Raw genomic sequence first — 26,262 nt, 5'->3', positions numbered from 1 at the left:
GAGAAAGATCGAAAAGCGCCGCCTCTATCCAAGCTGTCGAGCTGGCCCGGCAGTGGAACGCCCGCTCCACCGGTCATGGACGGCGGCGGCAGGCCTGCTTGCGCGATGAAGGCCGCGATCACCCGTTCCTCGGAACATGGGCCGGTGCAACCAGGTCAAGGCAGGGTGGCCGGAATTCGTCATTCAGGTTGCGCCGGACTGCCATTACGTTTACCTCAATTGCGGGTAGAGTGATGTGAGGCAAAGGACCCATTTTCCATGGCAAAGCCGAAATCAGCCGTCAATGCCGTTGCCGATGCGATGCGCAACAAGATCCTGACCATGGGGGATGGCCAGCTTCTGGGCTCGGAGGAAGCTTTGCTGGCCGAGTTCGGCGTCAGCCGCCCCACCCTGCGCCAAGCGGCAAGCCTGGTAGCCGAGCAGCAGTTGCTGACGGTCAAGCGCGGCGTTGGCGGCGGATATTTCGCGCGATTCCCCGATGCCCGCGCCGTCAGCCGCAGTGCCGCGCTTTACCTCAAGATCCACCGGGCCGAGGTCCAGCAGATCGTCCTGGCCTTCATGCCGATCCGGGTCGAGATCGCCCGGCTGGCCGCGCATTGCGAGGACATCGAGCTGCGGCGCAAGCTCGCGCAATTTGTCGAGGGCGAGGAGGCACTGGCCGACGGCGTGCATCTGCGCGACTTCCTGTCTGCCGAGCGCCGCTTCAACGCCCTGATCGGAGAAATGAGCGGGAACAAGGCGCTGTCGTTGTTTCTCGAAATCCTTCTGGATCTTGCCGCCATGGTCGACCGGCAGCAGGACATGTATACGGGACGCCCCGAGCGCGTCAGGGCATACCGGGCCGGTCGCAACCGCCTTGCCCAGGAGATCCTGGCGGGCGATGCCGAGATGGCGGCACTGGCGGCGCGGCGCTGCGCCGAGATGTCGCGCGACTGGCTGCTTCAGGACATTGCCGAACGGGGCGAAAGCGAACTGGGGGAACTTGTCGAAAGCGACTGGTCCAAGCTGCCCCTGCCCAGCAACGACTAGCCGGCGCCGGCGGCCGGTCGTGGCAGCCCGGTCATATCGACGGAATTGTCATGCAAAGACGCGCAGCCTGGTTGGCGCGCGTCGTTGATCGGGGCACAGGCCGGAATTCCGGGCAGGCCCGTTGCTTGCGCAAGGCGGCCGATCCGCCGCCTTGCAGAAGTCCGTTCAGCGCCGTGCCGTCAGACATGCGCACCGACGCGGGCCGGCTGGCCGACCGCGGCCGAGCCCGCCTCAAAGACCCGGACCTTAGCCCTGAGCGAGACGACGGCTTCGTCGAACTGTTCCTTCAACCGCTGGACCAGCTCTGCGGTGGTCGGCGCATCCTCGATGGTGCCGATGCCTTGGCCGCTGCCCCAGACCTCCTTCCAGGCCTTGGGCCGGGGCGAGCCGTCCTGCCAGTCCATGGTGTCGGCGGTCCGATGGGCGAGATTTTCGGGATCCAGCCCCACGCGGCTGATCGAGGCCTTGAGATAATTGGCCGGAACGCCGGAAAACAGCGGCGTATAGACCACGTCCTCGGCATTGCCCTCGATGATGAAGCCCTTGTATTCGTCGCGGGCATTCGCCTCGGCCGTGGCGATGAAGCGGGTGCCGATATAGGCAATGTCCGCCCCCAGCGCCAGGGCGCCCAGGATGCCGGCGCCGTCGCTGATGGCACCGGACAGGGCGATCAGCCCGTCATACTCCTGGCGCAGCTCGCGCACCAGCGCGATGGGGTTCAGCGTCCCGGCATGGCCGCCGGCGCCGTTGCAGACGGCGATGATGCCGTCCATCCCCGCGCCGATCGCCTTGCGGGCATGTTTCATGTTGGTGATGTCGTGCAGCACGATGCCGCCATAGGCGTGGACCCTTTCGATCAGCGACTCGCTGACGCCCAGCGAGGTGATGATGATCGGAACCTTGTGCTTGATGCAGATCTCCAGATCGGGCTCCAGCCGCACATTGGTGCGATGCGCGATCAGATTCACGCCGAAGGGCGCCGTGGACCCCGGCGCCGCCGCCTCGGCTTCGGCCAGACGCTGCTGGATTTCCGTGACAATCGCCTCGAACTCCTCCACGGTGCGGCCGTTCAGCGAGGGAATTGTTCCGACGACCCCCGCCTTGCATTGGGCGACGACCAGCGTTGGGTTTGATACGATGAACATGGGGGACGCGATCACGGGAAGGCGAAGCCGCCCTTGCAAGATCGTCGGCATGGACATGGGCCGGACTCCTTGATTGCCTAATAGAGATATATCTTATCTTACCGCCTCGACCATATCGGCCGCAATAGCCATTTGACACCCGTTTTGCACGCATATAAAGATAACTGTATTGGCCAGATGGGGGAGCAATGGATCTGAACGCGCACATCAATGGAGTGCTGGCGCTGGCACCCTCGGAAGAGGCCGTCGAGTTCGAGGGCCGCTGGCACCCCTGGGGCGAGCTTTCGGCCGCCAAGACCCAAGTCGAGAAACTTCTCGACGAAGCCGAAATCAGCGCGGGCGGGCGCGTGGCAATCCTTTTGCGCAACCGGCCCGAGATCGTGCCGGCGGTGCTGGCCGTGGTCGCCACCGGCCGCTGCCTGGTGACGCTGAACCCTTCGCTGCCGGACGAGGCGCTGGCAGCCGACCTGGCCCGCAGCGAGGTTCCGGTCCTGATCGGCACCGGCGCCGACCTTGTCCGCCCCGGAATCGCCGAGGCCGCGCGCGAGGCCGGGGCGCTGTGCCTGCGGGTCGAGGGCGGGCAGTCGCTTGGCGTCAGCCTGGTTGCGGGCCCGCACAGGACGCTGTGGAAGCGCCCGGCCGCCGAAGGGGTCGCGGTCGAGATGCTGTCCAGCGGCACCACCGGCGCGCCCAAGCGCATCCCGCTGTCGGTGCAGAACTTCCAGAAAAGCATGGAAGACTATCAAAGCTATGAAAGCGACGGCGGGGGCGAACCGAAGCTGCGTTCCGGGGTGCAGATCCTCAACTCGCCCTTCTCGCATATCGGCGGGCTGGGGCGGCTGATGATGGCCGTCGTCTCGGGGCGCAAGATGTGCCTGCTGGAGCGGCTGAAGCTGGAACCCTTCGTCGATGCCATCAGCCGGCACAAGCCCAAGGTGACCTCGGGTCCGCCGGCCGTGCTGAAGATGATCCTGGACGCCGATGTCCCGGCCGAGGCGCTGGAAAGCCTGCGGGCCTTTCGGGTCGGGACCGCGCCGCTGGACCCCGATCTGGCAGATGCCTTCTTTGACCGCTACGGCATCGCCGTGCTGCAGAACTATGGCGCGACCGAATTCGGCGGCGGCGTGGCCGGCTGGTCCATGCCCGACTACAAGAAATACCGCGTCGAAAAGCGCGGCTCGGTCGGCCGCATCAGCCCCTCTTTCGAGGGGCGGATCGTGGACGAAACGAGCTTCGAGGTGCTGCCGGCGGGGGAAACCGGGCTGCTGGAACTGCGCAGCGACAACATCAACAACGGCGCCTGGGTCCGGACCACGGATCTGGCGGTGATCGATTCGGACGGGTTCCTGTTCATCCGCGGCCGGGCCGATGGCGCGATCATCCGCGGCGGCTTCAAGGTGCTGCCCGAAGAGATCATTCGCGTGCTGGACGCCCTGCCCGCCGTCAAGGAAGCGACGGTGATCGGCCGCAAGGACGACCGGCTGGGGCAGGTTCCCGTGGCGCTGGTGGTCCCGCACGACAGCTGTTCAGAGGACGGGCTCCGCGCCGCCGTCAAGGAAAAGCTGCTGCCCTATCAGGTTCCGACGCGGTTCCACATCGTCGAGCAGCTGCCGCGCACGGCGTCCATGAAGGTGGACCAGCGCGCCGTCCATGCCCTGCTGGACCGGCTGGAGGCGGCGCAGCCCTCGGTCGCGGGCTGAACCGGTCAGCAGCATCCAGGCTTGCATTCCTGCACCCGGTCCGATGGCCGGGTGCTTTCGTCTGTCCGGCATAAAGCGCAGGGCCGGGACCGGCGGAGGTCTGCAACGGCTGGCGCCGGGGCCGCGGCATGACGGGGCGGGCAGAAGCCGAAGGCCCAGCCCGCCCTGTCGCGCATCGTCCATGATGCGGGCCGCGCGCCGCCCTCAGGCGGGGGTGGCGGAAAGGCCGGCCAGCGCCTGACGCTCCCATGCCTCGTCGTCCAGCGACAGGCGCTGGTCGATCAGCGGCCGCGCATCGTCGCTGGCATAGATGCGCATCGGCAGCGGCCGCGCCATGGCGTCGGCAATGCGGCGCGCCACCTCCTCGGGCGAGGCGGCGGTGCTGCGGCTGCGGGCGATGCGGGCGCGCACGGCGTCGGTGATCGCCTTGTAGGCCGGCAGGTCCACCTCCTTGCGGTTCGCCCCGAACGAGGTCTCGACCGCTCCCAGCACCACCAGAGACACGCCGATGCCAAAGCCCGCGACCTCGATTCGCAGCGCCTCGGAATAGGCGTCGAGCGCCGCCTTGCTGGCGGCATAATGGCCCAGCATCGCGGTGGACCGCCTGGCCGCGGCTGAGGAGATCTGCACGATCCCGCCCGCCCCGCGCTGGCGCATCTGCGGCAGGACCGCCTGCACCATCCGCATAGCGCCAAAGACATTCGTGTCGAAAAGCTGCTGCATCTGGGCGGGGGCCACGGCCTCGATCGGGCCCCAGATGCTGAAACCGGCGTTGTTCACCAGGAAATCGACCTGTCCGGCCTGCGCCATCACCGCGTCGATCGAGACCTGGTCGGTCACGTCCAGCGCCAGCTTCATCGCCACCGGCAGATCGGCCAGCGTTTCGGGTCGGCGGGCGGTCGCAATGACCTCGTGCCCGCGATCGTGCAGTTCAAGTGCAAGTGCGCGGCCGATCCCGCTGGAACATCCGGTCAATAGTGTTCGCGTCATTCATTCCTCCCCTCGCGTTCCGGAATATATATAACTGTATTGCCCGCGCCGGCAAGCCAGGCGGCCAGCATACCCGGCATTTCGCGGTAGATCACAAGACTTGCCTTAATTGAGATATCTTTTTAGAACAGGGAAAGCATTTGCCGAAGCGGTCGGATGCAGTCGTTTCACGATGGGAGGGAGGCCCGTCCGTATGACGTTCACCGAAGATATGGACAAGACTCAAGCCCTTGCGGATTGGCTGGATTGCAATTGCGCGAATCCCGGCGCGGGCGCGCTCACGCTGTTGCCCCTGTCCGGCGGCTCCAGCGGCACCGTGCTGCGGCTGCGGCGGGGCGCGCTGCGGGCCGTCCTGCGGACCGTGGGCACCCCGCCGCGCGCCGACAGCCTCAAGGCGCTGACGCGCGAGGCGCAGGTTCTGCGCGCGCTGGCGCCGACGCCCGTGCCGCATCCGCGCTTCATCGCCTTTTGCGAGGACCCCGCCGTGCTGGGCAGCCCCTTCCTGCTGATGGCGGAGGTGCAGGGCTGGACCGGTTCGGAAAACCCGCCCAACACCCTAGGCGACCCCGAGGGGCTGAAGCGCGAGACCAGCTTTGCACTGATCGACGGCTTGGCGGCGCTGGCGCAACAGGACCCGCAGGCCCTGGGACTGGGCGGATTCGGCCATCCCGAAGGCTTTCTGGAACGGCAGGCGGATCGCTGGAAGACGCTGATGGACCGCCACCGCGCCCATCCCGACTATGGCGACCGCGCCCTGCCCGGCTTCGACCGCATCGGCGCATGGCTGAAGCAGAAGCGTCCCGAGATGCAGCGCGTGTCGCTGATCCATGGCGACATGAGCTTTTCCAACGTGATGTTCTCGAACACCGCCCGCCCGGTCCGGCTGGCCGCGATCATCGACTGGGAGATCTCGACCCTGGGCGATCCCCTGCTGGATCTCGGCCGCGCGCTCTATCCGTTTCCGTCCCAGGATGGAACGCCGGGCGTCAGCCTGCAGATCGACCATAGCGGCTACCCCCCGCGCGAGGAACTGGCGGCCCGCTATGCCGAGAAGGTCGGGCTCGGCGTGGCGAGCCTCGACTATTACATGGTTCTGTCCATGTACAAGCTGGCCGCGCTGATCGAATTCAACCATGTGAAAAGCATGAACGAGCCCGAGGGCTCGATGGCGCATCGGATCGCCGGTTTCGTCCCCCAACTCATCGACGGCGCCGAGCAGATCATCCGCCGTTCTGCCCTTTAAACCCTCACCCGGAGACTGAATGAATGATCGATTTCACCATTGAACCGGAGTTCCAGGAAAAGCTGGACTGGATCCGCAAGTTCATCGACGAGGAAGTCGAGCCGCTGGACGTGCTGACCGGCTACAACAGCAACGCCTCCTATGACCTGACCAACAAGGCCACGGTCGACATCGTCAAGATGCTGCAGGAAAAGGTCAAGGCGCAGGGTCTCTGGGCGCCGCACCTGGACCGCAAGCTGGGCGGCCAGGGCTTCGGGCAGGCGAAACTGGCCTTCATCAACGAGATCGTCGGCCGGTCCAACTGGGGGCCCCGCGTCTTTGGCGCCCAGGCGCCCGACAGCGGCAACTCGGAAATCCTGGCCCGTTTCGGCAGCGAGGAGCAGAAGGAGAAATACCTCAAGCCGCTGCTGAACGGCGATATCATTTCGTGCTATTCGATGACCGAACCAGACCAGGGTTCGGACCCGACGACCTTCAAGACCACCGCGGTGCGCGACGGCGACGACTGGGTGATCAACGGGGAGAAATGGTTCTCGTCCAACGCGAAATATGCCGCCTTCCTGATCACGCCGGTGATGACGCATCCCGATGCGGAACGTCATGACCGCATGACCATGTTCATCGTTCCCACCGACACGCCCGGCCTGCGGATCATCCGCAATGCCGGCATCTGGGGCGAGTCCGAGGAAGAAGCCTCGCACGGCTATGTCGAATACAAGAATGTGCGGGTGCCGGCCTCCTGCGTGCTGGGCGAACCGGGCAAGGGCTTCCAGGTGGCGCAATCGCGGTTGGGCGGCGGGCGCATCCACCATGCCATGCGCACGGTCGGCCTGTGCCAGAAGGCGCTGGAAATGGCGATGGAACGGGCCGTCAGCCGCAAAACCCGCGGCCAGCGCCTGGCCGACCTGGGCGTCGTGCAGGACCAGATCGGCGACTGGTGGGCCAAGTTGCAGATGTTCCGCCTGCTGGTGCTGCATTGCGCCTGGCTTTACGACCAGGAGCGCGAGCGCGAGGCCTATATCGAGACGGCGGCGGTCAAGGTGATGACGGCCGACATCTCGAAAGAGATCATCTGGGGCTGCGCGCACCTGCACGGCTCGCTGGGTGCCTCGAACGAGATGCGCTTCGGCCAGATGGTGTCCTCGGCCTTCCGCATGGCCATCGTGGACGGCCCGACCGAGGCGCATCGCGCCGTGCTGGGCCGGCAGTTGCTCAAGCGGGTGGAACCCGCGCCGGGCGACGGTCGCTGGCCCTCGACCCACATCCCGCCGATGAAGGAAAAGGCGTGGGAGAAATACGGCGCCTATTTCGAGAAATACGCCTGAACCACCTGCGGCGCGCTTCGGCGCGCCGCATCGTTTCCGCCGGCCCTCTCCTTCCCGTGCCGGCGGACAGGCGCGCGGGCGGGGTCAGTCCTCCTGGAATGCCTGCTCGCGCGCCTTGCGGATGCCCGGCACCGCGATGATCAGCGCCAGCGCCAGCGCCGCGATCAGGAAGCCCAGGCTGAGCGGGCTTTTCACGAACACGTCGAAATCGCCGCGCGACAGCACCATGGCCCGGCGGAAATTCTCCTCCATCATCGGACCCAGGATGAAGCCGAGCGCCAGCGGCGCCGCGGAACATTCGAACAGGATGAACAGGAAACCCAGCAGGGCCATGGCCGCGGCCAGGAACACGTCCATTGCGCTCAGCCCCACGCTGTAGGCGCCGATGCAGCAGAACAGCACGATGCTGGGGAACAGGATCGAATAGGGCACCCGCAGCAGCGCCACCCAGACCCCGACCAGCGGCAGGTTGATGATGACCAGCATGATATTGCCCACCCACATCGAGGCGATCAGACCCCAGATCAGTTCCGGCCGCTGCGCCATCACCTGCGGGCCGGGGGCGATGCCCTGGATCATCAGCGCGCCAATCATCACCGCCATGATGGCATTCGACGGGATGCCCAGCGTCAGCATGGGGATGAACGAGGTCTGCGCGCCGGCATTGTTGGCCGCCTCGGGTCCCGCGACGCCTTCGACAGCGCCGCGGCCAAAGCGCTCGGGGGTTTTCGACAGCCGTTTCTCGGCCGCATAGGAGGCGAAGGAGGCCAGCAGCGCCCCGCCCCCCGGCAGCACGCCCAGGATCGAGCCGATGGCTGTGCCGCGGATCGCGGCGGGCCAGGCCTGCCCGAACTCCTCCCGCGTCGGCCACAGCTCGCGCAGCGGCGTCGAGATGATCTGCGGCTTGCCCTCGTCGCGCATCAGATTCCACAGGATGTCGGCAAGGCCGAACAGCCCGATCGCCAGCGGCACGAAATCCAGCCCGTCCAGCAGGTCGGGGATGCCCAGCGTGAACCGGGGGTTTCCGCTGTTGATGTCGATGCCGATCATGCCCAGCAGGATGCCCAGCAGCACCATCCCCAGCGATTTCAGGGTCGAGCCCGACGATATCATCACCGCGCCCACCAGGCCAAAGACCATCAGCGCGAAATAGTCCTGCGGCCGGAACAGCAGCGCCAGCGCGGACAGCGGTGCCGCCAGCAGCGCCACGACCAGCGTGGCGACCGTACCGGCGAAGAACGACCCCAGCGCCGCGATGGCCAGCGCCGACCCGGCCCGGCCCTTCAGCGCCATCTGGTGCCCGTCGATGCAGGTGACGGCCGCCGAACTCTCGCCCGGCAGGTTGACCAGGATCGCCGTGGTCGAGCCGCCGTATTGCGCGCCGTAATAGATGCCCGCCAGCATGATGAGGGCGGATTCGGGCGGAAAGTAATAGGTCAGCGGCAGCAGCATCGCCATCGCCGCCAGCGGTCCCAGCCCCGGCAGGATTCCGATCAGCGTGCCGATGATGCAGCCCAGAAAGGCCAGCATGACGTTGTGCGGACTCAGTGCGGTGCCCAGTCCGATGGCAAGATTGTTCAGCAGATCCATGGTTCAGAAACTCGGCCAGAGGGGAAGCGCAAGGTTCAGGAGCTTGACGAAGATCAGCGCCGAGAACGCGGACAGGGCGGCGGCCAGCAACGGCAGGCTCCACCAGGTCCGGCGGCGCGAGGCGAGGCCCGCGATCACCACGCTGCCGAAAGCCGTCAGGACAAGGCCCAGCCGCTCGGCCGCGACGCCGAAAAAGACGATGGCGGCCAGCACCAGCAGCAGCGGCAGAAGCCGGATGGCCGGCAGCGCGCTGCCGGATTGCCGCAGGCTGCGCAGGACCAGGATCGCCCCGATCACGCCCAGGACGCCCGCGATCCAGCGCGGGAAATAGCCCGGCCCCATGGCCGCGGCCGTCCCGTGCGGCAGTTCCTGCCCTGCAAGAAGAAATGCGCTGGCGACGACGACCATGAGAACGCCGGCTCCGAAGTCCGACGGATTGCCGATCCTTAGCAAGTATAATCCTCCCATTGCGGCCGCTGCTCTCTGCACGCCCCGGCGCGATCCTAGGAGCAGCGGAGCGGGATGTCACGTCGAATCCCGTAATAGAGGAAGCTGAATAGGGAACGCATCCTCCTGCGACTGCCCTCGGCCCATCGGCCCGCGCGCCAGGGTTTGCTGCCGTGGCTACAATCCTCTTGGCGTTTCTCCCTGCGGGTGGATATACGGGCAGGCGCGGCCGGCGCGAAAAGAGTGCTCTGAACAAGCGGCCGCCGGCTGCATGGAGGAACCCGATGAAGGCGCTGAACCCGGCAAATCACCCCGCCCCGTCGCTTGGCGAAAGCGACCTGCGTGCCTTGGTCGAGCCGCGCCGCATCGCCGTCATCGGCGCCTCGCCGAAAGAGGGCGCCTTCGGCAACCGCCTGCTGACGAACCTGCTGGACCAGTCCGGGACACCCGTCGATCTGGTCAACGGCCGCTATGACCGCATCGGCGACGCGCCCTGCTTTCCCGGCATCGCCGCCCTGCCCGAGGTGCCCGACCTGGCCATCCTCGCCACCGCGCAATCCGCGGTCGAGGAGGTTCTTGTCGAATGCGCCGAGGCCGGGGTGCGGGGCGCGCTGCTGTTCGCGGCGGGCTATGCGGAAACCGGCCGCCCCGACCGGATCGCCGCCCAGCAGCGCCTGACCGCGCTGGCGCGGCGGACCGGGATGCGGATCGTGGGGCCGAACTGCATCGGCCTATACAACTTTCGCCGCGACCTGCGAATGACCTTCACCGTGCAGGAGCCGCTGGAGCAGCCCGGTTCCCATGCCATCGGGCTGGTCAGCCAGTCCGGGGCGCTTGGCGCGGCGGTTTCGGCGGCGCGCTATCGGGGCGTCTCGTTCAGCCACATGCTGAGCGTCGGCAATGCCTGCGACGTGGATGTGGCCGACTGGATCTCGTATCTGGCGGGGGACGAGGATTGCCGCGTCATCGCCTGCATCGTCGAGGGGCTGAACGCGCCCGGGCGGTTCCGCGCCGCCGCCTTGCAGGCCCGCCGGGCCGGCAAGCCGCTGGTCCTGTGCCGCATGGGCAAGTCCGAGGCGGGCGGAGAGGCCGCCGCCTCGCATACCGGCGCCATCGCCGGATGGGCGGCGGGCTACGAGGCGCTGTTCCACGACGTCGGCGCGATCGAGACCGACCGTTTCGAGGCGCTGCTGGAAATCTCGCAATATCTCGCAAAGGCCGGCCGGCCCCGCGCGCGCGGCGTGGGCGTGGTCTCCACCTCGGGCGGGGCGGCGGTGCTGGCCGCGGACAAGGCGTTCCTCCATGGCGTCGATCTGCCGCAGCCCGCCGCCGAGACCCAGGCGGAACTTGAAGCGGCGATTCCCGATTTCGGGGTGGCGCGGAACCCCTGCGACGTGACCGCCCAAGTGGTGACGGATCCGGCTTCGCTGCGCCGGGCCAGCCTCGCCATGCTGCACGATCCGGGTTACGGCGCGATGGTGTTTCCTTATGCCCATGCCGCCGAACGCGCCCGCTGGCGCATCCCCGCCCTGTCCGAGGCCGCGGCCACCGCCGGCAAGCCCATTGCCCTGGTCTGGATCAGCGGCTGGCTGGAGGGGCCGGGCGCGCGCGACGCGGTGCGCGATCCGCGGATCGGCTTCTTTTCCTCGATGGACAGCTGTTTCGAGGCCATCGCGGCATGGCATCGCTGGCATCTCGACAAGCCCGAGGCTGCCGAAGCGCCTCCGCCCGAACCTGCCGCCGTCGAGGCCGCAAAGGCGATCCTGGAAACAGCCGGTCCCGCCCTGACCGAGCGCGAAGCCGCCGGGCTGGTCGCGGCCTTCGGCCTGTCCACCACGCGCTCGGTCCTTGCGACCTCGGCCGAGGAGGCGGTGCAGGTGGCGGCCGGCATCGGCGTGCCCGTGGCCCTGAAGGTCGAATCGCCCGACATCGCCCACAAGACCGAGGCCGGCGGCGTGCTGCTGGGCCTGGCCGATGCGGATGCCGTGCGTGAGGGGTTCGGTCGCATCCTGCGCACGGTCAAGGGCAGGCTGCCGCAGGCGCGGATCGCCGGCGTGCTGGTGCAGCGCATGGCGCCGAGAGGGGTCGAGATTCTGGTCGGCGGCCGGGTCGATCCGGTCTTTGGCCCGCTGGTGACGCTGGCGGTCGGCGGGGTCTTTGTCGAATTGCTCAAGGACAGCGTGACACGCCTTGCCCCGGTGGACCATGGCACGGCGCTGGGGATGATCGCGGCGCTGCGCAGCCAGTCGCTGCTGGACGGTTTTCGCGACCTGCCCGCCATCGACCGCGCCGCGCTGGCCGATACCGTCTGCCGCTTTTCGCAAATGATGGCGGCGCTGCGCGACGACATCGCCGAGGCCGAGGTCAACCCGCTGATCTGCGCCGGCGGCGACATCGTGGCCGTGGATGCGCTGGTGCGCCGGCCTGCCGCCGTTCCCGGCCAGGCACCGCCGGCGGCCGGATCATGAGAAACTGTCACGCTTGACGATGATCCCCGCCGCGCTGCGATCCCATGCCCCGGCAACCAGCCCCTGCGCGCGCAATTCCAGCTTTCGGACCTTGCCCGACTGCGTGCGGGGCAGGTCGGGGACAATGGCCAGGTATTGCGGCACCATGTAGTGCGGCAGCCGCTCCATCAGGAAAAGCAGGAACTCGGGCTCGTCTATGCGGCAATTCTCGCGCGGCTGGATGTAAAGCAGCACCTCCTGGTCGCCCAGCTCGCTTTCCACCCCCACGGCTGCCGCGTCGGCAACGCCCTGGTGGCCCAGCGCCTCGCGTTCGATTTCCAGCGACGAGATGTTTTCGCCCCGGCGCCGGATGGTGTCCGACATGCGATCGACATGGTAGAGATTGCCGTCCTGATCCATGCGCATCGCGTCGCCGGTATGGAACCAGCCATTGCGCCAGGCCGCGGCGGTCGCCTCGGGGTTGCGCCAATAGCCGGCGTTGACGGTCCAGGGCAGCCGCGGGCGAAAGATCAGCTGGCCGACCTGCCCGCGCGGAACCTCGATGTCATGCTCGTCGACCAGCCTGACCTCGATGCCGTCGCGGGCGCGGCCGCACTGGCCCAGCGGCGGCGGGCTGAACCCGCCCACGGCGATGCAGGAGGCCTCGGTCATGGAATAGCTGGGCACATAGTCCAGATCGAAGCGCCTGCAGAACTGCGCGATGGCCGGGCTGGCCTGCCGCACCACGGCCACGCGCAGGGGGTTCTGCACGTCTTCGGGGCCCGGCGCGGCCTTGTTCAGGAACTCGATCATCGCGGGCGTCAGGCCGGGCAGTGCGGTCGCGCCCAGCCGCCGCACCGAATCCCAGAAGGTCTGGGTGCGGAAGGCGGGGGTCTGGATGATGGCCGCGCCCTGCACCAGCGCCGACATGACGCCGCCGATCGCGGCGATATGAAACAGCGGATAGATGTTCATCAGCCGATCGTCCGGGCGCATGAACCAGTACATCGCCCGCGCCAGGGTCCAGATCTGGCCAAGGGGCACCTGCACCAGCTTGGAATTCCCGGTCGTCCCCGAGGTCAGCAGCAGGCAGGCGGTGTCCCAGGGCTGCATCTCGGGCAGGTCCTGCGACAACAGCGGCGCGGCCCCGGCCACGGAGGAAAAGGCGTGCCGGGCCAGCCCCGGCGCCAGCGGCTGGTTCAGCCGGTCCTGGATCACCACTACGTCCGAGAGGCCTGCCAAATTGTCCGCCTCCAGCCGCGCGCACAGGTCGGCATGGGCGACCATCAGCCGCGCCCCCGACAGGCGGATGGCATCGGCCAGCATCGCGCCCTTGAAGGCGGTGTTCATCGGGAAATGGATCGCCCCCAGGCTGGACAGGGCGAACCAGGTCACCAGCATCTCGCCCGAGTTCGGCTGCCAGTTGATCACCACATCGCCGCGCGCGACCCCCAGCCGGCGCAAGCCGGCGGCGGCCCGCAGGACCTTCTCGTGGAACTCGTGCCAGGTCCAGGTGCTGCCGTCGTCTTGGATCACCGCCGGCTGGTCCGGGCGCGCCGCCGCGTGCCGGGCCAGGATCCGCGAGATCGAACATTCCCCGTCCGCGGGCATCCGGTCCTCGAATCCGGGGGGATGACTGCATCCACCGCCCTCGACCCTCTTGTCCATGCGCCACCCCCTTTGCCCTCCGTCACACCCCTCTGATTAGGAAGGAGCTCGGCGCAGATCAACAATAGAGTTTACTTTATTGTCAGTTCAGCTAGCCTGCGCCACGGAGAATGGGAGGAAAGCAAGGAGTCGCTTTGACGCCTGCCGCCACATTGAGTTGAACGAAATTGCCACCGGGAGGGTGGAAGGGAGTGATCAAGATGAACAACTGGTTGAAAGCCGGTCTCATGGCTGCGGCTTGCCTGGCGGGCCCGGCGGTGGCGCAGGCGGATTTCCCCGAACGGGCGGTCACGCTGGTGGTCGCGCAGCCGGCGGGCGGGCCGTCGGACGTCTTTGCCCGCATCGTGGCCGAAAAGGCCGGCGCCATCCTCGGTCAGCCGATCGTGGTCGAGAACCGTCCCGGCGCCAACAGCATGGCCGCCTATGTGTCCATGTCGAATGCGCGGCCGGACGGCTATTCCGTCCTGCTGTCCACCTCGGGGGCGAATGCGTTCCCGGCCCTGTTCAAAAGCTTCACGCTGGATCTGGGCAAGGACCTGACGCCGGTGGCGCTGCTCTCCTCGGGTCCGCTGGCGGTCTTTGCCAATCCGAAAACGCCCTTCGACACGCTGGACGACCTGGTCGCCCATGCCAAGGCCCATCCCGGAGAGCTGAATTATGCCAATATCAGCGCCGGCTCGCTGCTGCCGGCCGAGATGCTGAAGCAGGCGACGGGCATCGATTTCGTGACCGTGAACTATAACGGCGGCGCCCCGTCCTATCAGGCGGTGATGACCGGAGAGGCGGATTTCCTGCTGACCACGCTGGGCGCGGGCAAGCCCATGGTTGATTCGGGACAGCTCAAGGCGATCTCGGTCAATACCGCGAAGCGCAGCGATCTGGCGCCCGACATTCCTGCGCTGGGGGAAAGCAAGGACCCGCAGATCGCCGCGATGGCCGAGTTCGGCGGCTTTGCCGAGGTCTGGTTCGCCATCGTCGGACCCAAGGGGCTGGACCCGGAAAACGCGCGCATCCTTGGCGAGGCGTTCCGCAAGGCGGTCGAGGATCCCCAGGTCTCCGAAAAGATCCGCACCGTGTCGCAGATGGTGCCGGCGCCTGCGGATGCCGCCGAGCTTGGCAAGCGCATCGAGGCCGAGCAGGCGCAATGGCTCGAGATCGCCAAGACGGCCGGCATCATGCCGCAATAGCGCGATGCTCCGCGAGGACCGCCCCAGCCCGGAAATCCTGCGCCTGACCCTGGACCGGCCCGATGCGCTGAATGCCATCGACAGCGAGACGGCGCAGCGGTTCGAGGCGGTCTTGCATCGCGCCGAGGCGGATGCGGCGACCAGGGTGGTGATCCTGACCGGCGCGAGCGAGCGGGCCTTTTGCAGCGGCGCCGACCTGAAAGAGGCGCATCAGCGCAAGGCGCGCCACTCGACCGGGCCGGGCGGGTTCTGCGGCCTGGTCTTTGCGCCGCGCACGAAGCCCTGGATCGCGGCGGTGAACGGCATCGCCGCCGGGGGCGGGTGCGAATTGGCCCTGGCCTGCGACGTCATCCTGGCCGCGGACAGCGCCCGCTTCTCGCTGCCCGAGGCGCAGCGCGGCATATTGGCGGCGGGCGGCGGCGCCTTCCGGATCGCGCGTCGCCTGCCGCCGGGTCTGGCCCTGGAGTTCCTGCTTTCGGGCGACGCCATGTCGGCTCCGGATGCGCTGGCTTACGGGCTGGTGGACCGCCTGGTCCCGGCGCCCGACCTGGCCGGCGCCGCCGTTGCCCTTGCCGAGCGGCTGGCCTCGGCCGCGCCGATGGCAGCGGCGGCCGCGCTTCGGTTGGTCCATGCCGCGACCCGCATGGACGAAGAGGCGCTGATCGCCATGACCCGAGAGGAGAGGCGGCGCCTGTTCCGCTCGCAGGACTGCCGCGAGGGGATCGCCGCCTTTGTCCAGCGCCGCAAGCCGCGCTGGACCGGAACCTAGACACCGATGACATGGGAGGAATGAACATGCACAAAGGTCTGCTCGTTGCCGCAGCCCTGTGGGCCGGCATGGCGTCAGCCGCGCTTGCAGAATATCCCGAGAAGCCCGTCCGCATCATCGTCGGATATGCCGCGGGCGGAGGAACCGACCTGACGGCGCGGCTGGTCGCGGAACACCTGTCCAGGCAGCTGGGCCAGCCGGTGGTGATCGAGAATCGGCCGGGCGGCGGCGGCGTGGTGGGCCGGCAATATGTCGCGGCCTCCAAGCCGGACGGCTATACGCTGCTGATCGATTCGTCGTCCTTTGCCGGCTATCCGGTGTTCACGGCATCGCCCCTGGTCGATGTGCAGCGCGACTTCGAACCGCTGTCCCTGCTGAACACCAACGAGGTGGTCCTGGTCGCCGATGCCAATTCCCCGTTCCGCAACCTGGCCGAACTGGCGCAATACGCCAAGGAGCATCCGGGAGAGCTGAACTTCGCCTCGAACGGGCCCGGCGTCACCCTGCTGTCGCTGGAGGCGATCAAGGACCGTTTCGACATCGACATCGTCAAGGTCGAATACAAAAGCTCGTCCGAGGCCTATGTCGCGCTGCTGGCGGGCGAGGTGGATCTGGGGATCTGGAACCTCAGCCGCATCAGGAACGATGTTGCCGCCGGCAAAGCCATTCCGGTCGCCGTCAGCGGCCGGATTGCGGACGACGCGCTGAAGGGGATCGAGAACGCCTCCGAGGTTTACGGCCCTGGGCTGGTCATCGCGTCCTACAACGCACTCTATGGTCCCGCCGGACTGCCGGATGAGGTGGAATCGCGGCTGGCGGAAGCCTTGCAGGCGATCAAGGCCGAGCCGGAGTTGCAAAGCCAGCTTGCCGCATTGGATCAGGAGCCGGTGTTTTCCGACGCCGCCACTCTGGCGGAACGGCGCGACGCCGATATTGCGAACTGGAGCGCCATCGCGCAAAAGGCCGGCATCGCCAAGCAATAGCCCTTCCGACGGGCACGGGGGGCCGGCGGCCCCTGCCCGTCAACCGCATAGCGCCGGTAGCAGACTGATGGGGGACCGCCGCGATGCCCCGTCTACACCCGGCCGGGACATGTGGTCCCGCCCGACCGGGTCTATCGGGTCAATAGGACTTGGGCAGGCCCAGCACCTTTTCCGAGATGAACGACAGGATCATCTGTTCGCTGACCGGGGCAAGGCGGTTGATCAGCACCTCGCGCAGCAGCCGCTCGACCTGGTATTCCTTGGCGTAGCCCATGCCGCCATGCGTCATCACCGCCTGCTGGCAGGCGGCATGTCCGGCGCGCCCGCCCAGCAGCTTGGCCGCATTGGCCTCGGCGCCGCAGGGTTTGCCATTGTCGTAAAGCCAGGCGGCCCGCTGCGCCATCAGATAGGCCGCTTCCAGATTGGCCCAGCATTCCGCCAACGGGTGCTGGATCCCCTGGTTCATGCCGATCGGCCGGCCGAACACCACCCGATCCACGGCATATTTGGCGGCGCGTTGCAGCGCGTCCTGGCCGATGCCGATGGCCTCCAGCGCGATCAGGATGCGTTCGGGGTTCAGGCTGTCCAGAAGATAGCGGAAGCCCTTGCCTTCCTCGCCGATGCGCTCGCCTTCGGGGATGAACACATTGTCGATGAAGGTCATGTTGGAATCGACCGCCGCGCGCCCGTGCTTGGGGATGCGCGTTACCTCGAAGCCCTCACGCTTCAGATCGGTGTAGAAGATCGTGATGCCGTCTGTGGGACGGGCGCAATCCTCCTTGCGGGCGGTGCGGGTCAGCAGCAGGATCTTGGTCGCTTCCTGCGCGGTCGAGGTCCAGATCTTGCGCCCCGAGACGCGATAGCCGCCCTCGACCTTCGTGGCGAAGGTCTTGATCGAGGTGGTGTCAAGCCCGGCGTCGGGCTCGGTCACGCCGAAGCACACCTTGTCCCTGCCCTCGACCAGGGCCGGGATCCAGGCGGACTTCTGTTCGTCGGTGCCATGCACCACGATCGGATGCGGGCCGAACATGTTGATGTGGATCGAGGAGGCGGCGGCCATGCCGCCCCCGCCGCGCGCAACCTCGTGCATGACCGTCGCCGCGGCGGTGACGCCCAGTCCGGCGCCGCCATATTCCTCGGGCATGGTCACGCCCAGCCAGCCGCCTTCGGCCATGGCCCGGTGGAATTCCTCGGGGAAACGGGCGTCGCGGTCACAGGCCGACCAGTATTCGTCATCGAAACGCGAGCAGACCGCCGCCACGCCGTCGCGGATGGCCGCGAGATCCTCGGTTGCATCTTCCATGCGGTAATTTTCCATCGCTCTGTTGCGCTCAGCGGGCGATCTTGAAGGACGAGTGTTCGCGGTCCCAGGTCTTTTCCGTCACGCCCCGGTCGCGCAGCGGCTCCTTGGTGATGCGGCCGTGCTGGTTGCGGGGGATTTCATCCACGAATTCGATATAACGCGGCACGAAGAAGTAAGGCGCCTTTTCGTTGATGAAGCGCGCAAGCGTCTCTTCGCACAGCGTGGCGTTGGGACGGCGGACGACCGCGACCATCAGTTCCGATTCGCTGTCGAGTTCCTCGGACTGGATGCCGAAGGCGGCGACATCCGCAACCTCGGGGTGCTGATCGCAGACCGCCTCGACCTCGAACATGGACAGGCTGCGGCCCTTGTAGCGGATATAGTCCTTCTTGCGGTCGGCGAAGTAGTAAAGCCCGTCCTCTTTCTTCACCGCCATGTCGCCGGTGTGGTGCCAAAGCGAGGACCAGGCTTCCAGCGTACGCTGCGGATCCTTGTAATAGCCCAGGAACAGGCAGCCCGGCTCCTTGGGGCGCACGCAGATTTCGCCCGCGGTGCCGTCGGGCACCCGGCAGTCGTCCTTGTCCAGCAGCGCGACCTCGTAACGGTCCACCGGCGTGCCCAGGATCGCGCCGGTGCGGTCTTCGCCCTTGTCGGGGGCGTTGAAGACGCGGAAGGTTTCCGAGGTGCCATAGCCCTGGCTCATGTCGTCGATGCCGAAACGCTTCTTGAACTTGGGGATCAGCTCGGCCGGCATCGGGATCGCCAGGAACCGTTTCAGCGGGTTGTCGGCGTCATCCTCGCGCGGGGGCTGCTTCCACAGGTAAATGTGCATGGCGCCCAGGGTAAAGGCGTGGGTCGCGCCATAGTGCCGGATGCGGTCCCAGAACTTCGAGACCGAGAAGCGCGCATCGATGGCGCAGCCGAGGCCATAGATCAGCGAGGTGTAGATGATGCCGGACCAGGCGCTGCCGAGGTAAAGCGGGGTGCAGGCATAAAGCACCTCGCCCGCCGTATAGCCGCGGTCCCAAGCCACGGCCTGCATCAGGATCGAGCTGTGGCTGTGCAGGATGCCCTTGGGCGTGCCGGTCGTGCCCGAGGACCACCAGCACTGCACCGGGTCAAGCCATTCGGCGCATTCCTCGATGGGGTCATTGGGACCATCCAGCCAGTCGGACACCGGCTTGCAAGCCACCTTGCCGGGCTTTTCGAGTTCGCCAAGGACGAACACCTTGGTCGCGCCGCCGGTGGTCGGCAGCGGCTCCAGCCGGTCGTAATAGGCGGCGTCCACGATCAGGACATCGGCCTCGGTCTTGCGCAGGGCGTCTTCCAGGAAGTCGGTGTGGAAATCGGTGTTGATGGTTGTGAACACCCCGCCCAGCCGAGCCGTGGCGAAAGCCAGCAGGACCGAGTCGATCGACGGGTCCACCAGCAACGTCACCGGATCGCCCTGCTTCACGCCCGCGGCGCGCAAGCCATGGGCATAGCGGTTCACGATGTCGTTCGATTCGGCAAAGGTCAGCTTGCGGTCGTCCGACATCAGCCAGACCTGATCGCCGATATGCTTGGCCTGGTCCGCCAGAACCTTGCCCACCACCCGGTTCTCACGTGGGCCCAGATCGTATTTTCTCATAAGCTCTCTCCCCCTTGAGAAAAGGAAGTGGCCCAACAGTCCATCGTCCGCTTCCTATAGATTTACAGGTATCGTGTATATCTCCTGCCCATGCAAGGGCAAGAGCCGGTCTTTACCCAAAAAGAGATATCTGTATTCAGGACCGCCATTAAGCAGCCGGCACCCGCAACGGCAAAGCCGGCGCACTGGGCGCCGGCCTGGTCGTTAGCAGGTGGCGGATCACCACTCCAGGTGCAGCTTCTCCACGTCGAGCAGCAGCGCGGAATGGACCTTGCTGCCGCCCTTGCCGATGCGGAACGGCGGCACGCGGCGCAGCCAGCTGGCCCAGGCGGTGTTCATCTCCTGCCGCGCCAGATGCATCCCGACGCAGAAATGCGGGCCGAAACCGAAGGCGACGTGGCGGTTGTTCGCCCGGCACAGGTTCAGCTCCTCGGGGTTGGAGAACTCGGCGGGGTCATAGTTCGCAACCGGCAGCGTATTGCGCACCCAGTCTCCGGCCTTCAGTTCCGCCCCGCCCAGCGTCGTGTCCTTCACCACGCGGCGGAAAGAATGCACGACCGTAAAGGCGCGCATCGTTTCCTCGATGGCGGCGGTGATGCTCTCGGGGTTGGCGCGCAGATTCGCCTGAATCTCGGGGTTCTCGGCCATATACTTGAACTGGAAGCCCAGCGTCGCGGTCGCCGTGTGGATGCCGCCCCCGAACAGCAGGAAGGACATGCCCATGATTTCCTGGTCGTTCATCGGCCTGCCGTCGATCTCGGTCTGGATCAGGCGCGAGATCACGTCTTCCTTGGGCGTCTTCTGCTTCTCGCGGATGTGGGCCCACATGATCTTGCCCAGATCCGACGCACCCGTCATCCGATCCTCGATCGTGGCGCCGTTGAACAGGCCATGCGCGCCTTTCAGCGTCTCGGGAAACAGGGCGCGGTCGATGCCCAGAAGGTCCATCACGATCAGGACCGGGAACGGCGCCGCGAACTCCTCGACGAACTCGCACGCGCCCCGGTCAATGAACTTGTCCATCAGCGCGTTGCAATGCTCGTCGATCCAGCCCTGCATCCCGCGCACCTGGCCCGGCCCGAACATCTTGTTCAGAACGCTACGGTATTTCTGGTGATCCGGCGGATCGACCTCGACCGGCAGCAGATCCCAGGTCTCGCCCATCAGGCGCGAGAACTGCGCGATCTTGCGGTTCGAGAACACGTCCGTGCTGTTGAGCAGCGTACGGATATCCTCGGCGCGGGTGGGAACCCAGTATCCGTTCGACCCGTCCGGACAGCGGTCGTTCGGGTTGAAGAAGATGCGCGGCCCCTGATGCAGCTTCGCCATCATCGCATGCGGGCAGACGTCCATCTCGGGATCGTTGGTCCAGTCGATGGGCTTGACCAGGTGCGGCGGCACGTGATCGGGAATCGTGGGCCTTTCGACCGCGATGGTACTATTCATGTTCCCCCCTGTAATTGCTAATGGTCGCCATGCTGCCACTCCTCCGAGGCCGCGCTTGGCTGCCGATTAGAGTAATCTAATTCCGACGGCCGGGCAAGCGCGTCCTTGTGCGACGATCTGCAGAACTCCGGGAACCAAGCGGGTATCGGCCGTTTGGTTTTCCATGTAGAAGGTGGAATTACGCCTTGCACCGCGCCGAGGGATGGCTATTGAAATAACTCAAATGCCGTCACAGACTAGACGCGGTTGCGCTCAGAGGGAGGAGTCATGGCACCCCAATCGAATTCCGGCGGACAGGCCTATCTTCCCCTCAAGGGGCTGCGGGTCATCGATCTCACCCTGCTTATTCCGGGCGATCTTGCAACCCGCAAGCTTGCCGATCTGGGGGCCGAGGTCGTCAAGATCGAGCCGCCCGGACCCGGCGACTATCTGCGCCACATTCCCCCGGCGACCGACGGGATGGGCGTCCACTTCTGGAACCTGAACCGCGGAAAGCGCAGCGTGGCGCTGGACCTGCGCGCGCCCGCCGATCGCGCCGTCTTCGACAGCCTCGCCGATGTGGCCGACGTCATCGTCGAGGTCTCGACCCCCGGCAAATACGATCGGCTGGGCATCGACTTCAAAGCCATGCGGGCCAAGCGCCCCGAGCTGGTGGTCTGCTCGATCAGCGGTTTCGGCCAGACCGGGCCCTGGGCGCTGCTGCCCTCGCACGGCATGAACATGGATGCGCTTGGCGGCAACGTCATCACCATCCCGCACAAGGGCGCGGTGGCGATGGACTATCGGCTCTCGACCAGCCTCGCCAGCGAGATGGGGGCGATGAACGCCGCCTTCTCGATCCTTGCCGCCGTGCATGGCGCCAGAACCGGCAAGGGCGGCGCCTGGATCGACGTGAGCTGCTGGGACGCAGGTTTCGAAATCCACCGCAGCGGGCTGGTGAAATCCATCAGCGGCCTCGACAAGACCATGCCCGACCTGCGGGATTCGGTGCTGTATGCGCCTTATGAATGCGCCGACGGCCGGCTGTTCATCTTTTGCGCCATCGAGCGGAAATTCTGGGAATCCTTCTGCCGCCTCGTCGGGCGCGAGGATCTGATGGCCCGCTGGCAAGGTCCCGAAGGCGGCGTGGACTACCGGATGGGCGACACCGAACTGCGCGCCGAGATGGAGCGCATCATGGCCGCCGAAACCAGCGAAGCCTGGTTCGAGAAATTCCTGGAACACCGCATCCCGGGCTGCCCGCTGTATGAAGAGCAGGATCTGCCACAACTGAACCACACCGCCTCGCGCGGGCTGATCCGGCACCAGGAGGGGGCGCCGCTGCCGATCATCGGCGACCCCGTGCGCTATCACTCGCACGACTGGCGTCCGGGGCTGGACCAGTCCCGGGCCCCCGCGCTGGATGCAGACCGCGAGGACGTGATCGCGGAATGGCTGGGCCAGGGCGATTCGGACAAGGCCGCCATCCGGGCGCTGCAACTGGGCTATGCGCACAGTTTCGACAGCCGAAACGCGGATGCCTTTGCGGCACTCTATACGCCCGACGCGGAAATCACGCAGCACACCGGCCATGTCTTCGCCGGCCATGACAAGCTGCGCAAGGCGGTCGAGCGGATGCCGCCTGCGAACGGCGGCTATCACCGGATCGGCGCGACCGAGATCGAGATCTCGGGCGAGACCGCCCAGGCCCGTTGCGCATATCTGGCGCGGACCGCCGACGGCCGCCTGGCCGAAGGTCACTATCAGGACACCTATCGCAAGACCGATCAGGGCTGGAAGATCGCCACGCGCGCCGTCTTCATCGACAGGTGGCTCGAAACCGGAGAGACCGGCCAGGCCTGAGCGCCAGCAAAGGAGGAGAGAACCATGTATATGAGCGACGCCAGCGACAGTCCTGGCATCTTCCGGGCAAGGGTGATCGGCAGCATCACCGGCTGCACCAACCCCGAAAGCGCCGAGCTTCTGCCGGACGGCGAGACCTTCGTGTTCGGGAACTGCGCCCTGATGGTCGGCCACCCGGCCTATCGCGGCGGCAAGGGGATCGTCTATCTGGACAAGCAGGCCTTCATCAGCCGGGCGAAGATCGTCAATCGCGATACCGTCGTGCTGGATGAGCGCAAGCTGATCGACGGCCTGACCGCGACGCTGGGCTGCGACGTGCTGCCGGTGGCGACGGACAATTTCCCCGCCGGCACCGTGTTCATCTGCGAAGGCGCCAACCCGATCACCGCGCCGGGCGGCGATTCGCTGTTCGACCCGGACACCACCTATCCCCGGCTGCTGGCCTTTGATCCGGTCGCGGGCAAGATCCTCGGCCAGATCCCCCTCGAGGAGGAGGGCGAGATCGGCCAGGTCTATAACCGCATCGACCAGCCGAACGGGCTGGCCATCAACGGCGCCGGCGACATCTTCTTTGGCGACATTCCCAACGGCAACCCGGTCAGCCAGCTGCCGCCCCCGGTGCCGTCGGCGATCTATCGCATTCCGCATGACGACATCGACTACATCTCGGACAACATGCGCAGCACCGGCGATGCGGTGCAGCGGATCCCGACGCCGGGCTTCGTGAACGGGCTGACCGTCTCCAAGGACGACGACACGCTGTGGATGGTCAGCTGCTCGGTCCATGACCCGGTCAAGGGCGGCTGCTACCGCATCACGCTGGAGGATTTCGAGGCCGGCGTTCAGCCCGAGCCCGTCATCAAGGGCCTGGGCATCATCGACGGCATCGCGGTCAGCAAGCGCGGCACCGTCTTTGCCTCGACCCCGCAATCGGGCGAGATCCACGCCTTTGGCAAGGACGGCAGCCATAAGGTGATCCGCATCGGCGACCAGGACGACAGGATCGTGCCGATGCCCGCGGATTTCAACATCTGCTATCCCAAGGCGCTGGACGGAGAGCCGGCGCTGCTGGTGACGGATATCGCCGTGGGCCGCGCACCGGAGACCGCCAGCGTCGTGGTGGTGGACATCACCGGCTTGTAACCTGCATCGGCGGCGGTAGGACAGTCGGCCTCGGGCCGGTCCCGCCGCGTCCGGGCGCAGCAAAAGGCGTGGCCGCACCGTGCCGCACCGCGCGCAAGCGCAATTCAAACCGAATGGGAATGATGCAATGAATGTTTCGGACGAAGCCGACCCGCTCTTGCGCAGCGGAGACATCATCACCGAAATCGTGGACCGGGTTCTGGTGATCCGCCTGAACCGTCCCGACAAGCTGAACGCGATGACGCGCGCGATGCTGAATGAACTGGGCGAGATCTTCACCCTGGCGGGTCAAGACCCGCGCATCCGCTCGCTGGTCCTGACCGGCACGGGCAAGGGATTCTGCGCGGGCGCCGATGTCGGCGGGCTGAAGGCATCCGCCGAACAGGATCTGGACGAGCGTCTGGCCGCCCGGCCGCGCTTCACGCCCCGCATGGTCGGGCTGTGGAAGCCAACGATCTGCGCCGTGAACGGGGTCTGCGCCGGCGCGGGGCTGCATTTCGTCTCGGACCTGGACATCGTGATCTGCAGCGAGAACGCGGCCTTCACCGATACCCATGTCAACGTGGGCCAGATCACGGCGATGGAGCCGATCGGCCTTGCGCGCCGGATGCCGCTGGGCTCGGTGCTGCGCATGGTCATCCTGGGCAAGGCCGAGCGGCTGACCCCGCAACAGGCGCTTGAGGCGCATCTGGTCAGCGAAATCCTGCCGGCCGATGCCCTGATGGATCGCGCGATGGAACTGGCCCGGATCGCGGCATCCGTGTCACCCGCGGCCGTGCAAGGGTCCCTGAAAGCGGTCTGGGGCAGTTTCGACATGCCGCTGGAAGACGCGCATACCATGGGCTTCGAGGAAGTGATGCGGCACCGCAATCACCCGGACGCTGCGGAAGGGCCGGCCGCCTTCCTGGAAAAGCGCGAACCCCGCTGGCAGGACTGATATGGAAGCGGTCCGCGGCAGGCGAAACGCCGTGACCGCCGGCCGCGCCAAGAGGATCTGGCCGCAGTCGGCAGCACTGCAAGGCTGGCGCTGTCGGCGCTCGCATTCCGACTTTGGCGGCAACAGAGACCATCGCCTTTCGCCGGCGCCGGGCCAGTGTCTCGCAGCGTGCAGCAAGCTTGCGCATGGCGCAAGGCGCGGACCGCAGCATTAGGAGGAAGGGAATGGCAAGGTTACCCGATCTGCTGACCGGCGAGGTCGATCTGCTGGAGCGCCGACTGGCGGAAGCCACCCCTCCGCCCGGAGAATTCGCCCGAATCGGCAATGATCTGTGGTGGTATCGGATCGCGCTGAACTTCCCCCCGAACGAGGTGAATGTCTGGGCCTTCGGCCCCCCCGATGACATCACCCTGATCGACACCGGCTTCAACCTGCCGAATGTCCACGACGGACTCGCGCGCTTCATTTCCGCCCTGCCCGGCCCGGTCCGCCGCGTCTTCGTGACCCATCACCACGCGGACCATATCGGCAATGCCGGATGGCTGTCGCGCAATTACGGGCTGCCCGTGTACATGGGGCGGCTGGAATGGATGATGGCACGGGTCGAGCAACTCGCCACGTTCGAGGCGCAGATCGCCAACCTGCGGCGGTTCTTCGCAAGCTGCGCAGTGCCCGAGGAATTCATGCAGGTGATCGAGACGCAACGACGCCCGATGTATCACACCAGTTCCGACCTGCCGCTGAACTATCATCCGGTCCAGAACCGGGAACGCTTTTCCACCGGCGCTGCCGAATGGGAAATCCGAGAGTATGGCGGCCATTCGCCGGCCCAGCATCTCTATTGGAATGCGCAGGGCCGAATCCTGTTCGGCAGCGATCACGTGCTTCCACGCATCGCCCCCTTCGTCGGCATCCATCCCGACGAGCCGGACGCCGATCCCGTCGCGGACTATCTCGACTCGCTTGCCGACCTCCGGGGACTGCCCGCCGAAACGCTGGTCCTGCCCTGCCACGGCCTGCCCTTCCGCGTCCTTCATGACCGTCTCGGCCGGCTGTCCTGGCATCACGAATACCGGATTAGCAAGGCCGAGGCCGCCTGCCGCGACCAGCCCGTCTCGGCCTTCGCGGTGGCGAAACGGGTGATCAACCGCCCGATCGACAAGGTCTCGGTGTGGGCGGCTGTCCGTAACGTGCAAGCATACTTGAACAATCTGTGTAACCGGCAAAGGATCAGAAGCATCCGGCAGCAGGACGGAACCCTTGCCTATATTGCCGCCTGACCTGCGACCGCACCAGGCCGACACGGCGACAGAATCTATTGAGATATCTGTTTGGATGGTTTAGCAGTGATGACAGAGTCTCACCGCGTGAATCCTACCCGGCACAAACACCCTGCCCCAGGCCAGGACGCGCGAAGGTCGTCTTCATGAGGAGGAGA

General features: G+C 66.4%; 20 protein-coding genes. 12 read left to right on the top strand and 8 right to left on the bottom strand.

The window, feature by feature from the left end:
• The first annotated feature begins 258 nt into the window (after window positions 1-258).
• Entirely contained in the window at window positions 259-1,029 is a 771-nt protein-coding gene (locus PARJ55_RS0113175; protein ID WP_028713472.1) for a FadR/GntR family transcriptional regulator, read from the top strand.
• Between the two features lie 179 nt (window positions 1,030-1,208).
• On the opposite strand, the gene PARJ55_RS22055 is transcribed toward PARJ55_RS0113175, so the two are convergent.
• A complete protein-coding gene (locus tag PARJ55_RS22055) occupies window positions 1,209-2,225 on the bottom strand; it encodes a nitronate monooxygenase family protein (RefSeq protein ID WP_330950223.1) in 1,017 nt (338 codons plus the stop codon).
• Window positions 2,226-2,362: 137 nt separating this feature from the next.
• Between PARJ55_RS22055 and PARJ55_RS0113165 the strand changes: the two genes are divergently transcribed.
• Entirely contained in the window at window positions 2,363-3,874 is a 1,512-nt protein-coding gene (locus tag PARJ55_RS0113165) for a class I adenylate-forming enzyme family protein (protein WP_036714137.1), read from the top strand.
• Window positions 3,875-4,078: 204 nt separating this feature from the next.
• Here PARJ55_RS0113165 and PARJ55_RS22050 read toward each other — a convergent pair whose 3' ends face one another.
• Entirely contained in the window at window positions 4,079-4,864 is a 786-nt protein-coding gene (locus PARJ55_RS22050) for an SDR family oxidoreductase (RefSeq protein WP_084637857.1), read from the bottom strand.
• Window positions 4,865-5,057: 193 nt separating this feature from the next.
• On the opposite strand from PARJ55_RS22050, the gene PARJ55_RS0113155 reads away from it, so the two are divergent.
• Both PARJ55_RS0113155 and PARJ55_RS0113150 read left to right on the top strand, forming a co-directional pair.
• The gene (locus tag PARJ55_RS0113155) at window positions 5,058-6,107 is read left to right on the top strand and encodes a phosphotransferase family protein (RefSeq protein ID WP_051416268.1); all 1,050 of its coding nucleotides are present in this window, start codon (window positions 5,058-5,060) and stop codon (window positions 6,105-6,107) included.
• A gap of 23 nt (window positions 6,108-6,130) precedes the next feature.
• The gene (locus tag PARJ55_RS0113150) at window positions 6,131-7,432 is read left to right on the top strand and encodes an acyl-CoA dehydrogenase family protein (RefSeq protein ID WP_028713469.1); all 1,302 of its coding nucleotides are present in this window, start codon (window positions 6,131-6,133) and stop codon (window positions 7,430-7,432) included.
• Between the two features lie 84 nt (window positions 7,433-7,516).
• Here PARJ55_RS0113150 and PARJ55_RS0113145 read toward each other — a convergent pair whose 3' ends face one another.
• Both PARJ55_RS0113145 and PARJ55_RS22045 read right to left on the bottom strand, forming a co-directional pair.
• On the bottom strand, window positions 7,517-9,022 hold the full coding sequence (locus tag PARJ55_RS0113145; protein WP_028713468.1) for a tripartite tricarboxylate transporter permease: 1,506 nt from the start codon (window positions 9,020-9,022) through the stop codon (window positions 7,517-7,519).
• 3 nt (window positions 9,023-9,025) lie between these two features.
• Window positions 9,026-9,430, bottom strand: coding sequence for a tripartite tricarboxylate transporter TctB family protein (locus tag PARJ55_RS22045; protein ID WP_051416267.1), 405 nt, complete (start codon window positions 9,428-9,430; stop codon window positions 9,026-9,028).
• Between the two features lie 323 nt (window positions 9,431-9,753).
• Here PARJ55_RS22045 and PARJ55_RS22040 point away from each other — a divergent pair, with 323 nt between their 5' ends.
• The gene (locus PARJ55_RS22040; protein WP_051416266.1) at window positions 9,754-11,937 is read left to right on the top strand and encodes an acetate--CoA ligase family protein; all 2,184 of its coding nucleotides are present in this window, start codon (window positions 9,754-9,756) and stop codon (window positions 11,935-11,937) included.
• Here PARJ55_RS22040 and PARJ55_RS0113130 read toward each other — a convergent pair.
• Window positions 11,932-13,527: an AMP-binding protein gene (locus PARJ55_RS0113130; protein ID WP_028713467.1), complete on the bottom strand. Its 1,596-nt coding sequence runs from the start codon at window positions 13,525-13,527 to the stop codon at window positions 11,932-11,934. The two genes, PARJ55_RS22040 and PARJ55_RS0113130, sit on opposite strands and share 6 nt — an antisense overlap.
• A 257-nt stretch (window positions 13,528-13,784) precedes the next feature.
• Between PARJ55_RS0113130 and PARJ55_RS22035 the strand changes: the two genes are divergently transcribed.
• The 3 genes from PARJ55_RS22035 to PARJ55_RS0113115 are packed head-to-tail and all read left to right on the top strand — an operon-like array spanning window position 13,785 to window position 16,523.
• On the top strand, window positions 13,785-14,771 hold the full coding sequence (locus tag PARJ55_RS22035; RefSeq protein WP_156929481.1) for a tripartite tricarboxylate transporter substrate binding protein: 987 nt from the start codon (window positions 13,785-13,787) through the stop codon (window positions 14,769-14,771).
• A 4-nt stretch (window positions 14,772-14,775) separates the two neighbouring features.
• The gene (locus tag PARJ55_RS0113120) at window positions 14,776-15,540 is read left to right on the top strand and encodes an enoyl-CoA hydratase/isomerase family protein (protein WP_028713466.1); all 765 of its coding nucleotides are present in this window, start codon (window positions 14,776-14,778) and stop codon (window positions 15,538-15,540) included.
• Between the two features lie 26 nt (window positions 15,541-15,566).
• Window positions 15,567-16,523: a tripartite tricarboxylate transporter substrate binding protein gene (locus PARJ55_RS0113115; protein WP_028713465.1), complete on the top strand. Its 957-nt coding sequence runs from the start codon at window positions 15,567-15,569 to the stop codon at window positions 16,521-16,523.
• Window positions 16,524-16,662: 139 nt separating this feature from the next.
• Here the strand turns inward: PARJ55_RS0113115 and PARJ55_RS0113110 are convergent, their stop codons facing one another.
• The 3 genes from PARJ55_RS0113110 to PARJ55_RS0113100 all read right to left on the bottom strand — a co-directional run bounded on the left by PARJ55_RS0113110 (window position 16,663) and on the right by PARJ55_RS0113100 (window position 20,902).
• A complete protein-coding gene (locus PARJ55_RS0113110) occupies window positions 16,663-17,826 on the bottom strand; it encodes an acyl-CoA dehydrogenase family protein (protein WP_028713464.1) in 1,164 nt (387 codons plus the stop codon).
• 28 nt (window positions 17,827-17,854) lie between these two features.
• A complete protein-coding gene (locus PARJ55_RS0113105) occupies window positions 17,855-19,456 on the bottom strand; it encodes an AMP-binding protein (RefSeq protein WP_036714132.1) in 1,602 nt (533 codons plus the stop codon).
• 219 nt (window positions 19,457-19,675) lie between these two features.
• Window positions 19,676-20,902 (bottom strand): cytochrome P450, encoded by a 1,227-nt coding sequence (locus tag PARJ55_RS0113100; protein WP_028713462.1) that lies wholly within the window; start codon window positions 20,900-20,902, stop codon window positions 19,676-19,678.
• Between the two features lie 267 nt (window positions 20,903-21,169).
• Between PARJ55_RS0113100 and PARJ55_RS0113095 the strand changes: the two genes are divergently transcribed.
• The 4 genes from PARJ55_RS0113095 (at window position 21,170) to PARJ55_RS0113080 (ending at window position 26,104) form a co-directional block, all read left to right on the top strand.
• Window positions 21,170-22,744 carry a CoA transferase gene (locus PARJ55_RS0113095; RefSeq protein WP_028713461.1) on the top strand — a complete coding sequence of 525 codons (1,575 nt, stop codon included), beginning with the start codon at window positions 21,170-21,172 and terminating at the stop codon, window positions 22,742-22,744.
• Between the two features lie 24 nt (window positions 22,745-22,768).
• Window positions 22,769-23,887, top strand: a complete 1,119-nt coding sequence (locus tag PARJ55_RS0113090; protein ID WP_028713460.1) for a hypothetical protein — start codon at window positions 22,769-22,771, stop codon at window positions 23,885-23,887.
• Between the two features lie 127 nt (window positions 23,888-24,014).
• Entirely contained in the window at window positions 24,015-24,824 is an 810-nt protein-coding gene (locus tag PARJ55_RS0113085) for an enoyl-CoA hydratase/isomerase family protein (RefSeq protein ID WP_036714128.1), read from the top strand.
• A 224-nt stretch (window positions 24,825-25,048) separates the two neighbouring features.
• Window positions 25,049-26,104 carry an MBL fold metallo-hydrolase gene (locus PARJ55_RS0113080; RefSeq protein WP_028713458.1) on the top strand — a complete coding sequence of 352 codons (1,056 nt, stop codon included), beginning with the start codon at window positions 25,049-25,051 and terminating at the stop codon, window positions 26,102-26,104.
• The last annotated feature ends 158 nt before the right edge of the window (window positions 26,105-26,262 follow it).

This window comes from Paracoccus sp. J55 (assembly GCF_000513975.1).
Classification (GTDB): Bacteria; Pseudomonadota; Alphaproteobacteria; order Rhodobacterales; family Rhodobacteraceae; genus Paracoccus.
This window is presented reverse-complemented; position numbering and strand designations above follow the sequence as displayed.

Coding starts and splice junctions, on each gene's coding strand:
- PARJ55_RS22055 (WP_330950223.1), bottom strand. CDS start 2,225: ATGCCGACGATCTTGCAAGGGCGGCTTCGCCTTCCCGTGATCGCGTCC.
- PARJ55_RS0113155 (WP_051416268.1), top strand. CDS start 5,058: ATGACGTTCACCGAAGATATGGACAAGACTCAAGCCCTTGCGGATTGG.
- PARJ55_RS0113100 (WP_028713462.1), bottom strand. CDS start 20,902: ATGAATAGTACCATCGCGGTCGAAAGGCCCACGATTCCCGATCACGTG.
- PARJ55_RS0113150 (WP_028713469.1), top strand. CDS start 6,131: ATGATCGATTTCACCATTGAACCGGAGTTCCAGGAAAAGCTGGACTGG.
- PARJ55_RS0113120 (WP_028713466.1), top strand. CDS start 14,776: ATGCTCCGCGAGGACCGCCCCAGCCCGGAAATCCTGCGCCTGACCCTG.
- PARJ55_RS0113105 (WP_036714132.1), bottom strand. CDS start 19,456: ATGAGAAAATACGATCTGGGCCCACGTGAGAACCGGGTGGTGGGCAAG.
- PARJ55_RS0113095 (WP_028713461.1), top strand. CDS start 21,170: ATGGCACCCCAATCGAATTCCGGCGGACAGGCCTATCTTCCCCTCAAG.
- PARJ55_RS0113090 (WP_028713460.1), top strand. CDS start 22,769: ATGTATATGAGCGACGCCAGCGACAGTCCTGGCATCTTCCGGGCAAGG.
- PARJ55_RS0113145 (WP_028713468.1), bottom strand. CDS start 9,022: ATGGATCTGCTGAACAATCTTGCCATCGGACTGGGCACCGCACTGAGT.
- PARJ55_RS0113110 (WP_028713464.1), bottom strand. CDS start 17,826: ATGGAAGATGCAACCGAGGATCTCGCGGCCATCCGCGACGGCGTGGCG.
- PARJ55_RS0113175 (WP_028713472.1), top strand. CDS start 259: ATGGCAAAGCCGAAATCAGCCGTCAATGCCGTTGCCGATGCGATGCGC.
- PARJ55_RS22050 (WP_084637857.1), bottom strand. CDS start 4,864: ATGACGCGAACACTATTGACCGGATGTTCCAGCGGGATCGGCCGCGCA.
- PARJ55_RS0113080 (WP_028713458.1), top strand. CDS start 25,049: ATGGCAAGGTTACCCGATCTGCTGACCGGCGAGGTCGATCTGCTGGAG.
- PARJ55_RS0113165 (WP_036714137.1), top strand. CDS start 2,363: ATGGATCTGAACGCGCACATCAATGGAGTGCTGGCGCTGGCACCCTCG.
- PARJ55_RS0113085 (WP_036714128.1), top strand. CDS start 24,015: ATGAATGTTTCGGACGAAGCCGACCCGCTCTTGCGCAGCGGAGACATC.
- PARJ55_RS0113130 (WP_028713467.1), bottom strand. CDS start 13,527: ATGCCCGCGGACGGGGAATGTTCGATCTCGCGGATCCTGGCCCGGCAC.
- PARJ55_RS22035 (WP_156929481.1), top strand. CDS start 13,785: ATGAACAACTGGTTGAAAGCCGGTCTCATGGCTGCGGCTTGCCTGGCG.
- PARJ55_RS0113115 (WP_028713465.1), top strand. CDS start 15,567: ATGCACAAAGGTCTGCTCGTTGCCGCAGCCCTGTGGGCCGGCATGGCG.
- PARJ55_RS22045 (WP_051416267.1), bottom strand. CDS start 9,430: ATGGTCGTCGTCGCCAGCGCATTTCTTCTTGCAGGGCAGGAACTGCCG.
- PARJ55_RS22040 (WP_051416266.1), top strand. CDS start 9,754: ATGAAGGCGCTGAACCCGGCAAATCACCCCGCCCCGTCGCTTGGCGAA.